Below are 13,554 nucleotides of genomic sequence, written 5' to 3' on the forward strand. Positions count from 1 at the left end.
TCCATGACGGTTGAACGTACTTTTTCTATTATTAAGCCTAACGCTGTAAAGAAAAATGCTATTGGGGCGATTTATGCTCGTTTTGAAAGCGCCGGGTTTAAAATTATTGCCGCCAAAATGCTTCACCTGACCCGTGAACAGGCTGAGGGCTTCTATGCGGAGCACAAAGGCCGTCCTTTCTTTGATGGTCTGGTGGAATTTATGACTTCTGGTCCAATTATGGTTCAGGTGTTGGAAGGTGAGAATGCAGTACAGCGTCATCGTGACCTGATGGGGGCAACTAATCCTGATAATGCATTAGCAGGTACTCTGCGCGCCGATTACGCGGATAGCTTCACTGAAAACGCGGTTCACGGCTCTGACGCGGTTGAATCTGCAAACCGTGAAATTGCTTATTTCTTCACAGACGATGAAATTTGCCCACGTTAATTGATTTGTCGTTACCCGTAGCATCATTGCATTAAAGTTTGTACAATGCGACGCCCCGTTGTTAATACAACGGGGCGTTTGTTATTTGTCGCTATGCTAAACTGATAGTGATATCCGAATTGAAACTTCGCGTTGAATTCATCAACGCAGAGCCGAAAGTGTCACAACGAGGCAATATAAAAAAATGTCCCAACCAAATACCGCGGCACAATTTGCTGCTCCTGTCGTGTCTGAAACTCCAGAAAAGAAAGGCGGTAAAATTAACCTGCTTGATCTGAATCGCAAGCAAATGCGTCAGTTTTTCATTGATATGGGGGAAAAACCCTTCCGTGCTGATCAGGTGATGAAGTGGATGTATCACTACTGTTATGACGATTTTGAGCAGATGACAGATATTAATAAAATTCTGCGAGCAAAATTGCAACAAGTTGCAGAGATCCGCGCACCGGAAGTAGCAGAGGAGCAACGTTCTGCCGATGGTACGATTAAGTGGGCGATCACTGTTGGCGATCAGCAGGTTGAAACGGTTTATATTCCGGAAGATGATCGAGCGACTTTGTGCGTCTCTTCTCAGGTAGGTTGTGCACTGGAATGTAAATTCTGTTCTACCGCTCAGCAAGGGTTTAACCGTAATTTGCGGGTTTCTGAAATTATTGGTCAGGTTTGGCGCGCGGCAAAAATTATTGGTTCATTGAAGTCCAGTGGTCGCCGTCCGATTACCAATGTGGTCATGATGGGCATGGGAGAACCGCTGCTTAACCTAAATAACGTGGTGCCTGCCATGGAAATCATGATGGATGATTTTGGTTTTGGTCTGTCAAAACGCCGTGTGACGCTATCTACATCCGGTGTGGTGCCGGCACTGGATAAACTTGGCGATATGATCGATGTTGCTTTGGCCATTTCCCTGCATGCTCCGACAGATGATGTACGGGATGACATTGTTCCTATCAACCGTAAATATAATATCGAGCAGTTCCTTGCCGGTGTACGCCGCTATTTGACTAAATCTAATGCCAATCAGGGGCGTGTGACGGTGGAATATGTCATGCTGGATCATATTAATGACAGCGTGGAACAGGCACATCAATTAGCTGAATGCTTGAAAGAGACACCGAGTAAGATCAATTTGATCCCGTGGAATCCGTTTCCGGGAGCGCCATATGGGCGCAGTTCCAACAGCCGGATTGATCGCTTTGCTAAGGTGTTGATGGAGTATGGTTTTACCACTATTGTCCGCAAGACTCGCGGTGATGATATTGATGCCGCATGTGGTCAGCTTGCCGGTGATGTGATTGATCGTACCAAACGTACATTGAAAAAACGTCAGACCGGTGAACCTATTCAGATAAGAACAGTCTGAATTGATTGTTGCAATTGCATATTTTTGGTCGGTGGGGATGGAATGATAAGGAAATCGTTATCGGGAGTGATAGTTGTTGCCGTGGTGGTTGCGATGTTGTTGGCAGGATGTTCCAATCAACTAACAAACGGCAATCAACAGCGAAAAGTCGCAGCAGAAACCCGGATTCAACTAGGAATGGCCTATCTGGCTAAAGGTAATTTGCCAGCCGCCAGATATCACTTTGATAAGGTTTTACTGGCAAAGCCAGACCATTATCAGGCTCAATTGGGTATGGCGTTGTATGAGCAATATTCTGGTCAGCCAGAAGCTGCCCGCCAACGTTACAAAATGGCGATGCAGTACGCGCCAGGAAATGATACGGTATTGTATCATTACAGCGTTTTTCTCTGTGAGCAGGGGCAGTATGAAGAAGCCAAAACTCTGTTTACCGGGAGCCATGCTAATAGGCGTGTTTGTTATCAGTGATTTGCCGCTAGTAAAATAGCAAATCTATTTCGCCGCGCAGGCTATTGTGTAATTTAAAGATTATAGCAGGAGCCAGCGCGAAGTTTTTCACAACCTGAACAGTACCGCGTCTTCTTGCTAATGAATACTGAAACGACTCCAGAACAAGCTCATTTAACCGCAGGTCAGCTCCTGCGTCAGGCTCGTGAACAGCACGGGCTAACCCAGCAGACTGTAGCTGATCGCTTGTGTTTAAAACTTTCTACTATACGTGATATTGAAGAGGACAATATTCCAGCCACTATGGTACCGACTTTCCTGCGTGGTTATGTTCGCTCTTATGCTAAGTTGGTACAAATTCCAGAAGCAGAAATTTTGGCCATTCTGGATAAACATACCCCGGCAAAAACAGCGAAAGTTTCACCAATGCAGAGTTTTTCGTTGGGTAAAAAGCGTAAAAAACGCGAAAGTTGGTTGATGTGGATTACGTGGTTGATTATTTTAGTTGTAATTAGTTTGACGGGAGCATGGTGGTGGCAAAACCACATAGCTCAACAGAAAGAATTGATTTCGATGGCTGATCATTCTGCGGCTAAAATTGCCCAGAAAAAAGCCAGTTCAGTGAATTCGGCCACTGAAAGTCACGATCAGGTGACACAGTTACCGGCCCGCGAGCAGGCAACAAGTGAGCCGTCAGCATCTGCTGCTTTAGCCGAAAATGCCGTGGCCGCGAATAATACCAGTAGTCATCATCAGGAAGTGGCTCAATCTGTGGCGTCAACTCAAAATCGAGTGGTGAAAACACCTGAAACTCAATTAGCGGGTAACGGGTCACAGACTCAGACTACTCCGTTGCCAGCTAATCAAGGGACAGCTCAAGTACCGAGTGTGCCTGAAAATAACGCAACGGCAGTTGCTGACAGTAATAAGCTGATGATAAATTTTAAAGCATCTTGTTGGTTGCAGATTGTTGATGCAAAAGGGAAAAAACTATTTAGTGGCACTAAACATAAGGGTGACCATCTGAATCTTTCTGGCTCATTACCTTATGAGTTGACTATCGGTGCTCCGGCTGTTGTGGATGTACAGTTCCGGGGGCAAGCTGTCGATTTAAGCCGCTTTATTAAAGAGAGTCGTATTGCGCGTCTTAAAGTACCCTCAGCACAATAAAAGCCTGTTGTAGTAGGGCATAGTTGTAGTTTTATCAGTAAACACATGGAAGTATGGGAGAAACACCTATATGCATAATGAATCGCCGATAAAAAGACGCAAATCTACGCGTATTTATGTAGGCAATGTGCCAGTCGGGGATGGTGCGCCCATTGCGGTGCAATCAATGACAAACACACGTACTACAGATGTGGAAGCGACTGTTAAACAAATTAAATCGCTTGAGCGTGTTGGCGTTGATATTGTTCGCGTATCAATACCCACGATGGATGCCGCAGAAGCATTTAAGTTGATTAAGCAGCAAGCGAATGTTCCTTTGGTTGCCGATATCCATTTTGATTACCGTATTGCGCTGAAAGTTGCAGAATATGGGGTCGATTGTCTGCGTATTAACCCTGGCAATATTGGTAATGAAGCACGTATCCGTGAGGTTGTGGCTTCTGCCCGTGATAAAAATATCCCAATCCGCATTGGTGTAAATGGCGGATCATTGGAAAAGGATCTTCAGGAAAAATATGGTGAGCCAACGCCAGAAGCGCTGGTGGAATCGGCTATGCGCCATGTGGATATTCTTGACAGACTTAATTTTGACCAGTTTAAAATCAGTGTAAAAGCATCAGATGTCTTTCTGGCGGTTGGTGCCTATCGCTTGTTAGCTCAGAAGATTGATCAGCCATTGCATCTTGGTATTACCGAAGCGGGGGGCGCACGAGCCGGTTCTGTAAAATCAGCCATTGGCTTGGGTATCCTCCTGTCGGAAGGCATCGGTGATACCTTGCGTATTTCTCTGGCGGCTGATCCGGTCGAAGAAGTTAAAGTGGGTTTTGACATTCTGAAAGCATTACGTATTCGTTCCCGTGGTATAAACTTTATCGCTTGTCCAACCTGTTCCCGTCAGGAGTTTGATGTTATTGGCACAGTTAATGCCTTGGAACAGCGTTTGGAAGATTTACTCACACCGATGGATGTTTCTATTATTGGTTGTGTGGTTAACGGACCCGGTGAGGCGGAGGTTTCTACTTTAGGTGTCACCGGTGCCAGAACGAAAAGTGGCTTTTATGAAGATGGCGTACGGCAGAAAGAGCGCCTCGATAATACTGATATGATTGATCAGCTTGAGGCTAAGATCCGTGCTAAAGCATCAATGCTGGATGAAAATAAGCGCATTGGCATAAGTCAACTGGATAAATAATGTACCTGATACTGGCTCATCGTTATGATGAGTCAGCGTTGTTTTGTTTGTTAATTGAAGCTCGTCGGTATTCGCTTCTATAATCAATCAACATCATTTTTGAATCATTAACTAGAGATAAAACGTGGCAAAAAATATCCAAGCTATTCGAGGCATGAATGACTACTTGCCGGCAGATACGGTTATCTGGCAGCGTATCGAAACTATTTTGAAACGGGTACTGGCGGGTTATGGTTATAGTGAGATCCGCACACCGATTGTAGAGCAGACCCCGTTATTTAGACGGGCTATTGGGGAAGTCACTGATGTGGTTGAAAAGGAGATGTATACCTTTGATGATCGCAATGGTGAAAGTATAACCCTACGCCCTGAAAATACCGCAGGTTGTGTGCGTGCCGGTATTGAACATGGTCTGCTGTACAATCAGGAACAGCGCGTATGGTATTTAGGGCCAATGTTCCGTTATGAGCGTCCACAAAAAGGCCGTTACCGCCAATTTTATCAGTTAGGTGCTGAAGTTTTTGGTCTTCAAGGACCTGATATTGATGCCGAACTTATTTTATTGACTGCTCGTTGGTGGCGTGAGCTCGGTATTTTTGAGCATGTGACGCTTGAATTGAATTCCATTGGTTCGTTGGCGGCACGCGCTAATTATCGCGAAGCGTTGGTCGCTTTTCTTGAGCAGCATAAAGATAAGCTGGATGAAGATTGCAAACGCCGTATGTACAGCAATCCATTACGTGTTCTGGATTCAAAAAATCCAGAGGTTCAGCAACTTCTTAATGATGCGCCGGAACTGTTTAATTATCTTGATGCCGAATCAAAGGAACATTTTGCTAGCCTGTGTGCACTTCTTGATGGGGCGGGTATCAAATATCGGATTAATCAGCGTTTGGTTCGTGGCTTGGATTATTATAACCGCACGGTATTTGAATGGGTGACGACGGCACTCGGGGCTCAAGGGACGGTTTGTGCTGGTGGTCGGTACGATGGGCTGGTTGAGCAACTGGGAGGCCGACCAACGCCTGCGGTGGGGTTTGCTATGGGGATGGAACGCCTGGTTTTGCTGGTGCAAGAAATTAATCCAGTATTTGCCGCGGAGCGGTCAGTTGCAGATGTTTATCTCGCTTCTTTTGGTGAAGGTAGTCAGCAAACGGCATTGATTTTGGCTGAACAAGTACGTGATACGTTGCCCCAATTGCGTTTAATGATGAACCACGGGGGAGGGAACTTTAAGAAGCAACTGGGGCGTGCGGATAAACAAGGTGCCAAAATTGCACTGATCCTCGGTGAGGATGAAGTTCGTTCTGGTCAGGTAGCCATTAAAGATTTACGTACAGGTGAACAACAAACGTTGCCGCAAAGCGAAATTGCAGCTCGTTTGGCTGAACTGTTAGGTTAAGGAGAGACTCAGTGGAAGTCTATACCAATGAAAACGAACAAGTAGACGCGATCCGTCGCTTTTTTGCCAATAATGGTAAAGCCTTGGTTTTTGGGCTGGTGTTGGGTGCCGGGGCGTTGATTGGCTGGCGTTACTGGCAATCTCATCAGACAAATCAGTTGCAGGAAAGCGCAGAAGCTTTTGAGCGGGTAGATCAAGGATTAGTTGCCAGTACAAAAGAAGGTCATGCTGCTGCTGAAAAATTTGCCAGTGAAACTAATAACAGTTATGGCGTGATGACGCATATGCATTTGGCTCAACTTGCTGTTGAAAAGAATGAGTTAACTAAAGCAGATCAGTTTTTATCTGCGGCAGCGGGTCAGACAAAAAATGAGGATTTGCAGGCTCTGGTGAATATTCGCTTAGCTAAGGTTCAATTGGCGGAAGATAAAGCGGATGCCGCGTTGAAAACATTGGAGCAAGTCAAAGGTTCCGGTTGGGTTGCCGTCGCAGAGGATATCCGCGGTGATGCTCTGTTGAAAAAAGGTGATATTGCCGGTGCCCGCGCAGCGTATACCAAAGGTTTGAGCTCAGATTCACCACAGGCGATCAAATCGATGTTAAATCTTAAATTGAATAACTTATCCAGCTAAGGGGAATTCTTTCAATGCAACTGCGTAAAACACTCTTGGTTGGTTTGGTGGCTTCTGTTTTGCTAGCCGGTTGTTCAAGTGAGCAAGACACGGTAACAATGTCACCGTTGCCAAAGGTCGAAAATCAATTTAATCCAAACGAGGTTTGGGATAAATCTGTAGGTGATGGTGTAGGCCGTTATTATTCTCACTTAACGCCAACTTGGCAGGGTTCCGCTGTTTATGTTGCTGATCGTCATGGCATCGTTAAGGCGTTGGACATTGATAGTGGTAAAGAGATATGGTCGGTGAATCTGGCTGAAAAAGCGGGTTTCCTCTCTTCTCGTATACCTGCATTGCTCTCTGGTGGTCTGACCGTCGCGGGGGATCATCTATATGTAGGCACTGAACGTGCCAAAGTTATTGCATTGGATACCAAAGACGGCCAAGTTGTCTGGCAATCTGATGTTGCCGGTGAAGCGTTGTCGCGTCCTGTGGTGAGTGATGGTTTGGTACTGATTCATACTAGCAATGGGATGTTGCAGGCATTGAGTGAGTCAGATGGTAAAGTGCAGTGGTCCGTTAATTTGGATACACCATCATTATCATTGCGTGGTGAATCGGCACCTGCCGTGGCTTACGGTGCTGCCATCGTCGGTGGGGATAATGGCCGTGTCAACGCCGTCTTGGTTTCTCAGGGGCAGTTGATTTGGCAACAACGTATTTCTCAGGTAACCAGCTCTACAGAAATTGGTCGTCTTAATGATGTTGATACGACACCGGTTATTTCTGAGGGCGTGATATATGCAATAGCTTATAGTGGCAATCTGGTGGCGCTTGATATGCGTTCAGGTCAGATCCTCTGGAAGCGTGATTTGGGTTCAGTGAATGAGATGGTTGTTTCTGGTGATAATATCTATATTGTTGACCAAAACGATCGCGTTATGGGGCTGCGTCAAAGTGATGGCGTTACTTTGTGGACTCAGACAAAATTGCAACACCGTAATTTAACCGCGCCTGAAATGTATAATGGCTATCTGGTTGTCGGTGACAGTGAAGGTTATTTGCACTGGCTAAATATGGATGACGGTAAGTTTGTTGCTCAACATAAAGTGGATAGTTCCGGTTTAATGAGCCGTCCAGTTGTAGCCAGTGATAAATTAATGGTACAGGCGAAAGACGGTACGGTTTATCTGTTTACCCGTTGAGTATTGCTTACTGCCTGTTTACCGGAAATAAAGTAAAGCGTTAGTTATAGTCCTACGGCTCCTGAGAGAAAGAGAACAGGAGCCGTTTCGTCTTTTTAGTGTTCTGTTGTGATGAACAGTGGAGTACTAATTTCAAATTAAGTCATGAGGCATCAACAAATGATACCTGTCGTCGCTCTGGTAGGGCGCCCAAATGTGGGTAAGTCCACATTATTTAACCGTTTAACCCGTACAAGAGATGCGCTGGTAGCGGATTTTCCAGGTCTGACTCGCGACCGCAAATATGGTCGAGCTGAGGTTGAAGGGCAAGAGTTTATCATCATTGATACCGGTGGTATCGATGGTACCGAAGAGGGTGTAGAAACCCATATGGCCGCTCAATCTTTGATGGCGATTGAAGAGGCCGATATTGTTCTGTTCATGGTAGATGCTCGTGCCGGACTGATGCCAGCAGATCACGCGATAGCAAAACATCTACGTAGCCGTGAAAGAGCCACTTTTTTGGTTGCGAATAAAACCGACGGTGTTGATATTGATACCGCTATTGCTGAATTTTATTCCCTCGGATTGGGGGATATTTACTCTATTGCTGCTTCTCATGGTCGTGGCGTCACCCAACTTATTGAACGAGTACTATTGCCTTTCTCTGGTAAAGGTGAAGAAGAAGAGGTTGAGCTGACGGAGGAAGAAGCCAACGCAGCTTATTGGGCAGAGCAGGAACAGAATGAAATTGAGATGGTAGAAGAGGAGGAGGATTTTGATCCATCAACTCTGCCATTGAAATTAGCCATTGTCGGTAAACCAAATGTGGGTAAGTCTACGTTGACTAACCGTATCTTGGGTGAAGAACGGGTTGTGGTTTATGACATGCCCGGCACTACCCGTGACAGCATTTATATTCCAATGGAACGCAATGGCCGTGAATATGTCCTTATTGATACCGCAGGGGTACGTAAGCGCGGTAAAGTCACTGAAACGGTTGAAAAATTTTCAGTCATCAAAACCCTTCAAGCGATTGAAGATGCTAACGTTGTATTGCTGGTGATCGATGCGCGAGAAGGCATTTCCGATCAAGATTTGTCATTATTGGGTTTTATTCTTAATAGCGGGCGCTCGTTGGTCATTGCGGTCAATAAGTGGGATGGCATGTCGCAAGAAGATAAAGAGCGTGTGAAAGAGATGCTGGATTATCGTCTTGGTTTTGTTGACTTTGCCAGAGTACATTTTATCTCTGCTTTACATGGTAGTGGGGTGGGGAATCTGTTTGACTCGATTCTTGAGGCTTATGATTGCGCTACCCGCCGTGTCAATACTTCACTGCTAACCCGTATCATGCATATGGCCGAAGAGGATCATCAGCCGCCGATGATCCGTGGTCGCAGGGTGAAAATGAAATATGCTCATGCCGGTGGTTATAATCCACCAATCGTTGTGATCCACGGTAATCAGGTAACCGATTTGCCTGATTCTTATAAGCGTTACCTGATGAACTATTTCCGCCGATCCCTAAAGGTGATGGGGACGCCCATTCGGATTCAGTTTAAAGAAGGGGCAAATCCCTATGCTGACAAACGTAATACGTTGACACCAAATCAAATGCGTAAACGTAAACGTCTGATGGCGCATCTGAAAAAGCGTTAATTCTGATAGAAAAAGGGGTGGTGATTAACCACCCTTTTTGTCGGCGTCCCATATTTGGTTAATGATTTCTGGTGCATCTGACTCAGGAAGGGTGAAGTGATGTTCTTCATTTCCATTGACGATACTGAGCAGATAATAATCTTGATCAGGATATGGTGCTGATGGCATAGAATCGGAAAAGTCTTGTTCTATGGCTTGAAGAAATAACTGCTGTTGGTGTGAAGACAATGATTCTAAATTCACTGTTTTATCTTGGTTAAGGCCAGGTGTAGCGGCAAATCCTCCTTGTAAGGAAATTGTGATTTTACTATCATTTGTGAGTTTAAGAGTTTTATTATTCATGATATACCAAATTTTTACGGTTATTTTTCAGGTCTCTTTAGTATAGCGTGAAATTCGTCATTAACAATTTTAGTATCTTTTATTAGATATATTTTTTACAAGTCAGGTATTACAAATAATAAAATATCGCTGGCGTTAAACCAGCGATATATTTATAGATTACTCTTCAGTTTTATCTTTATTTTTATCTTTATTTTTGTCTTTATCGCCTTTGTCTCCGCCCTTATCGTCTTTATCTTCCTTCACTTTAACGCCCACTTCTGTCCAGCTATCAATTGTTGCTTTTTCAACATCCTCATCAAATAACTCACGAGCATGTTTAATTGTTAACTTGGCGAAAGATACGAAATTAGCATCTCGGGCAAGATCTTTATCCAACAATGTGTTGTACCATATTTTTCCTGCTTTCTCCCAGGAATATCCACCTAATTTTGTCGCCAGATTATAGAAGGCTTTATTAGGAATACCTGAATTAATATGAACTCCACCATTGTCTCTATAAATCGGCAGATCTTTATAATTATCCATATGACCAGGCTGTGGATCTTTACCGAGAGCTTCATCATCATATGCGCTGCCGGGGTTTTTCATTGAACGAATCCCTACACCTTTAATATCTTTGCCCAGTAATCCACTACCTATAATCCAATCTGCTTCGTCAGCTTTTTGTTTTAGATAATGTTGTTTTACTAATGAGCCAAAAACATCTGCTATTGATTCATTCAACGCGCCAGACTGGAAGAAATAGACCAGATCCGCTGTTTTCTCAATAACGCCATGAGATAATTCATGGCCTATCACATCAATAGATGTCGTGAAATCATTGAAGGTTTTGCCATCTCCGTCGCCAAATACCATTTGTCCGTTGCCCCAGAATGCATTCATATATTCTTCGCCATAATGCACAGTGGCAATCAATTTCATTCCTTTATCATCTAATGAGTTGCGATTGAAAACTTCTTTATAGAAATTGTAAGTTGCTTCTAAATATCTATATGCGTTATCAACTGATTTATCTCCGTTATCTGGATCTCCTTCATCTCGTACTAATTTTCCTGGCAACTTGCGTTTATTTTCTGCATCGTGAATAGAACGATGTATAGTTGTATTGGTAACTTTATCGTCATCGCCGGAATCATCGGAAGATTCTCTAATAACATTGTCCAACATTAAACTCTGAGTATGATTTAATGTCATTAATACTTTCTTCTTTTCATTGTCATTATTATAAATATTTTGAAGAATGTACGGCGGTATTACGCCTCTGTAGTTATTGTTTTGTATTTGCATAAAATATCTCCTGGAATAAATTTTTAGTTATTAATTAGAGGTACTCTTTAGGTACGGATTCATATTAAACATGTTTCCAGCAGATAGTCATCAGGTCCAGCCTGCTTCTTTTGTGTTAAGGGGTTGTTAATAAATTGTTAAGTTTTTTTATGTGAGGGATTCTTGCATCGGTTGTAATAAAAATATAAATAGTTAGGAATAGTTTTTTATAATATTCCTAACGTGATAAAAAATCATATCCAGCTTTTTGCTGGTAGAAAGTCGATATATAAAGCGGCTTCCGCAGATCCTGGTTCAGGGTGATAATCATATTCCCAACGTACTAATGGTGGCATGGACATTAAGATAGATTCTGTTCGTCCTCCGCTTTGTAATCCAAATAAGGTTCCTCTGTCCCAAACGAGGTTAAATTCTACATAGCGACTACGGCGATATAATTGAAATTGTCGTTCACGTTCACTCCACGATATGTCTTTCCTTTTTTCTACAATCGGTAAATAGGCAGAAAGAAAACCTTTACCTACATCTTGAGTGAAATTGAAACAATATTCAAAGTCAGGTGTATTTAAGTCATCGTAAAATAAGCCACCAATTCCACGGGCTTCGTCACGATGTTTAATATAAAAATAATTGTCACACCATTTTTTATATTTTGGATAAACATCTTCTCCATAGGGTTGACATATATTTCTGGCGGTGGTGTGCCAGTGAATAGCATCTTCCTTAAAACCATAATAAGGTGTTAAATCAAAACCCCCGCCGAACCACCATACTGGCGCTTCACCTTCTTTTTCTGCAATAAAGAACCGAACATTAGCATGACTGGTTGGTATATAGGGATTCAAAGGATGGATAACCAGAGAGACACCTATTGCTTGATAATACCGACCGGCCAGTTCAGGACGGAGAGCGGTTGCTGATGAGGGAAGTATATCTCCTGATACATGAGAAAAATTAACGCCTGCTTGTTCGAATATCGCGCCTTCTTTCATAATTCGACTACGGCCTCCGCCGCCTTTTTCTCGTTGCCAGCATTGCTCAGTAAATTTTGCTTTGCCATCTATTTGTTCCAGTTGTCGGCAAATGTCATTCTGTAATGAAAGGAAAAAAGATTTAATTTGATTAATGTTTGGTGTGTTCATGATTCTTTCCCTATTATGGTATGGTAAGCCTTATATTATAGCTGTTAGTGGAAGAGAATAGTGGAAGAGAACGCATTTTCGTATTGATTCCAGTGTTAAAGCAGAGATAATGAGAAAATAGTTATTTTCAATAAAAACAGGTTGGTTAGGGATGGAAATTCGGGTATTTCGACAAGATGATTTTGAAGAAGTGATCACCTTATGGGAACGCTGCGATTTACTTAATCCTGGTGTTGATCCTGAAGTGGATATTGAGCGTAAATTGACTCATGATCCTGACCTGTTTTTAGTCGCGGAAGTGGCTGGTGAAGTGGTTGGGACGATTATGGGGGGTTATGATGGTCATCGTGGTTCTGCTTATTATTTGGGAGTTCATCCTGAATTTCGCGGTAGGGGAATTGCGAATGCATTAATTGCCCGATTGGAAAAGAAATTGATTGCCCGTGGTTGTCCAAAAATAGTTCTTATTGTTCCTGAAGATAATGATGCCACTATCTATATGTGTGAAAAACTGGAATATGAAGATCGTTATCAAGAGAGCGTTATTTTCAGTAAGCGTTTGATTGGTGATCAGGAATATTGAGTTTATACCTTATGGGTTTCAAGATGGATCGCGACGGCAAGGGAGTGAATCCCCGGGAGCATAGCAAACTATGTGACTGGGGTGAGCGAGTGAAGCCAACGAAGAGGCAATTTGAAAGATGACGGGTATAGATATGGCTGAGTGAAAGAATCCCACTCAGCCACAAGCCATTAGTTCAATTTGGTGACTTTTTTCACGTCAACAGTCATACCATTCCACTCTTTATCGACTTCACCTTCAAGACGAACTCTATCTTGAGGCGTTATCGTTTGACCATTCCAGTATTTATGATCAACTTCTACTTCAACAATTCCTGCATTATCGCGGAATATGAAGTGATCACTGTGGATACGGGATTCAATATGCCCTTCCAGCACGACCCAACTGTCATCTCTCATATTTTTAACTTGCTGAGTGGTGGAAACTCTCGCATTTTGATCGACAAAACCACCTTGTGGTGCTGCTTGGACGGGAGGCTGTGTTGAATCGGGACCAGAAAAACCACCAAATTGCGTTTGTGAGGTTTGAGCTATTGACGGCATACTAAACAAAGTAATCAAGGCGGTGGTTATGAATATTTTTTTCATCATATTGACCTTACTAATAGTGATGATTTTTAGGGGAGCTAATGATACCGCTAAGTTGTATTTTATCAATAAAATATTAATCTAAAGTAATTAATTTAAATATTCTCAGAAACTAAAAATCAGATGTGATGTCTCAGTGCCTATCTC

The 13,554-nt window shown here is 43.2% G+C and carries 14 protein-coding genes; 10 read left to right on the forward strand and 4 right to left on the reverse strand.

Going from position 1 to position 13,554, the window contains the following annotated elements; translation table 11 throughout:
- The first annotated feature begins 3 nt into the window (after nucleotides 1-3).
- From ndk to der, 9 genes are all read left to right on the forward strand, one after another.
- Nucleotides 4-429: a nucleoside-diphosphate kinase gene (gene ndk, locus EAE91_RS14510; protein ID WP_214089121.1), complete on the forward strand. Its 426-nt coding sequence runs from the start codon at nucleotides 4-6 to the stop codon at nucleotides 427-429.
- Nucleotides 430-613: 184 nt separating this feature from the next.
- Nucleotides 614-1,792 carry a dual-specificity RNA methyltransferase RlmN gene (gene rlmN, locus EAE91_RS14515; RefSeq protein ID WP_214089122.1) on the forward strand — a complete coding sequence of 393 codons (1,179 nt, stop codon included), beginning with the start codon at nucleotides 614-616 and terminating at the stop codon, nucleotides 1,790-1,792.
- Nucleotides 1,793-1,834: 42 nt separating this feature from the next.
- Nucleotides 1,835-2,260: a tetratricopeptide repeat protein gene (locus EAE91_RS14520; RefSeq protein ID WP_214089123.1), complete on the forward strand. Its 426-nt coding sequence runs from the start codon at nucleotides 1,835-1,837 to the stop codon at nucleotides 2,258-2,260.
- Between the two features lie 120 nt (nucleotides 2,261-2,380).
- On the forward strand, nucleotides 2,381-3,409 hold the full coding sequence (rodZ, locus tag EAE91_RS14525) for a cytoskeleton protein RodZ (protein WP_214089124.1): 1,029 nt from the start codon (nucleotides 2,381-2,383) through the stop codon (nucleotides 3,407-3,409).
- 70 nt (nucleotides 3,410-3,479) lie between these two features.
- A complete protein-coding gene (gene ispG / locus EAE91_RS14530; protein WP_214089125.1) occupies nucleotides 3,480-4,601 on the forward strand; it encodes a flavodoxin-dependent (E)-4-hydroxy-3-methylbut-2-enyl-diphosphate synthase in 1,122 nt (373 codons plus the stop codon).
- A 124-nt stretch (nucleotides 4,602-4,725) separates the two neighbouring features.
- Nucleotides 4,726-6,003, forward strand: coding sequence for a histidine--tRNA ligase (hisS, locus tag EAE91_RS14535; protein ID WP_214089126.1), 1,278 nt, complete (start codon nucleotides 4,726-4,728; stop codon nucleotides 6,001-6,003).
- Nucleotides 6,004-6,014: 11 nt separating this feature from the next.
- Nucleotides 6,015-6,635, forward strand: a complete 621-nt coding sequence (locus EAE91_RS14540) for a YfgM family protein (protein ID WP_214089127.1) — start codon at nucleotides 6,015-6,017, stop codon at nucleotides 6,633-6,635.
- A 14-nt stretch (nucleotides 6,636-6,649) separates the two neighbouring features.
- The gene (gene bamB / locus EAE91_RS14545) at nucleotides 6,650-7,822 is read left to right on the forward strand and encodes an outer membrane protein assembly factor BamB (protein WP_214089128.1); all 1,173 of its coding nucleotides are present in this window, start codon (nucleotides 6,650-6,652) and stop codon (nucleotides 7,820-7,822) included.
- 159 nt (nucleotides 7,823-7,981) lie between these two features.
- Complete coding sequence (gene der, locus EAE91_RS14550) at nucleotides 7,982-9,463, forward strand: ribosome biogenesis GTPase Der (RefSeq protein ID WP_214089129.1); 1,482 nt, start codon at nucleotides 7,982-7,984, stop codon at nucleotides 9,461-9,463.
- A 24-nt stretch (nucleotides 9,464-9,487) separates the two neighbouring features.
- Here the strand turns inward: der and EAE91_RS14555 are convergent, their stop codons facing one another.
- The 3 genes from EAE91_RS14555 to hemF all read right to left on the reverse strand — a co-directional run bounded on the left by EAE91_RS14555 (nucleotide 9,488) and on the right by hemF (nucleotide 12,237).
- Nucleotides 9,488-9,805 (reverse strand): protealysin inhibitor emfourin, encoded by a 318-nt coding sequence (locus EAE91_RS14555; RefSeq protein ID WP_214089130.1) that lies wholly within the window; start codon nucleotides 9,803-9,805, stop codon nucleotides 9,488-9,490.
- 159 nt (nucleotides 9,806-9,964) lie between these two features.
- Entirely contained in the window at nucleotides 9,965-11,095 is a 1,131-nt protein-coding gene (prtS, locus tag EAE91_RS14560) for a metalloprotease PrtS (protein WP_214089131.1), read from the reverse strand.
- Between the two features lie 233 nt (nucleotides 11,096-11,328).
- Complete coding sequence (gene hemF, locus EAE91_RS14565) at nucleotides 11,329-12,237, reverse strand: oxygen-dependent coproporphyrinogen oxidase (RefSeq protein ID WP_214089132.1); 909 nt, start codon at nucleotides 12,235-12,237, stop codon at nucleotides 11,329-11,331.
- A gap of 151 nt (nucleotides 12,238-12,388) precedes the next feature.
- Here hemF and EAE91_RS14570 point away from each other — a divergent pair, with 151 nt between their 5' ends.
- The gene (locus tag EAE91_RS14570; protein ID WP_036781605.1) at nucleotides 12,389-12,820 is read left to right on the forward strand and encodes a GNAT family acetyltransferase; all 432 of its coding nucleotides are present in this window, start codon (nucleotides 12,389-12,391) and stop codon (nucleotides 12,818-12,820) included.
- Nucleotides 12,821-12,990: 170 nt separating this feature from the next.
- Here EAE91_RS14570 and EAE91_RS14575 read toward each other — a convergent pair whose 3' ends face one another.
- Nucleotides 12,991-13,407, reverse strand: coding sequence for a YgiW/YdeI family stress tolerance OB fold protein (locus EAE91_RS14575; protein ID WP_244868856.1), 417 nt, complete (start codon nucleotides 13,405-13,407; stop codon nucleotides 12,991-12,993).
- Nucleotides 13,408-13,554 lie beyond the last annotated feature (147 nt).

Source organism: Photorhabdus noenieputensis (assembly GCF_018448935.1).
Lineage (GTDB): Bacteria > Pseudomonadota > Gammaproteobacteria > Enterobacterales > Enterobacteriaceae > Photorhabdus > Photorhabdus noenieputensis.

Bases quoted from the DNA above. Each gene is read 5' to 3' on its own strand.
- ndk (WP_214089121.1), top strand. From the start codon at position 4: ATGACGGTTGAACGTACTTTTTCTATTATTAAGCCTAACGCTGTAAAG.
- rlmN (WP_214089122.1), top strand. From the start codon at position 614: ATGTCCCAACCAAATACCGCGGCACAATTTGCTGCTCCTGTCGTGTCT.
- EAE91_RS14520 (WP_214089123.1), top strand. From the start codon at position 1,835: ATGATAAGGAAATCGTTATCGGGAGTGATAGTTGTTGCCGTGGTGGTT.
- rodZ (WP_214089124.1), top strand. From the start codon at position 2,381: ATGAATACTGAAACGACTCCAGAACAAGCTCATTTAACCGCAGGTCAG.
- ispG (WP_214089125.1), top strand. From the start codon at position 3,480: ATGCATAATGAATCGCCGATAAAAAGACGCAAATCTACGCGTATTTAT.
- bamB (WP_214089128.1), top strand. From the start codon at position 6,650: ATGCAACTGCGTAAAACACTCTTGGTTGGTTTGGTGGCTTCTGTTTTG.
- der (WP_214089129.1), top strand. From the start codon at position 7,982: ATGATACCTGTCGTCGCTCTGGTAGGGCGCCCAAATGTGGGTAAGTCC.
- EAE91_RS14555 (WP_214089130.1), bottom strand. From the start codon at position 9,805: ATGAATAATAAAACTCTTAAACTCACAAATGATAGTAAAATCACAATT.
- prtS (WP_214089131.1), bottom strand. From the start codon at position 11,095: ATGCAAATACAAAACAATAACTACAGAGGCGTAATACCGCCGTACATT.
- hemF (WP_214089132.1), bottom strand. From the start codon at position 12,237: ATGAACACACCAAACATTAATCAAATTAAATCTTTTTTCCTTTCATTA.
- EAE91_RS14570 (WP_036781605.1), top strand. From the start codon at position 12,389: ATGGAAATTCGGGTATTTCGACAAGATGATTTTGAAGAAGTGATCACC.
- EAE91_RS14575 (WP_244868856.1), bottom strand. From the start codon at position 13,407: ATGAAAAAAATATTCATAACCACCGCCTTGATTACTTTGTTTAGTATG.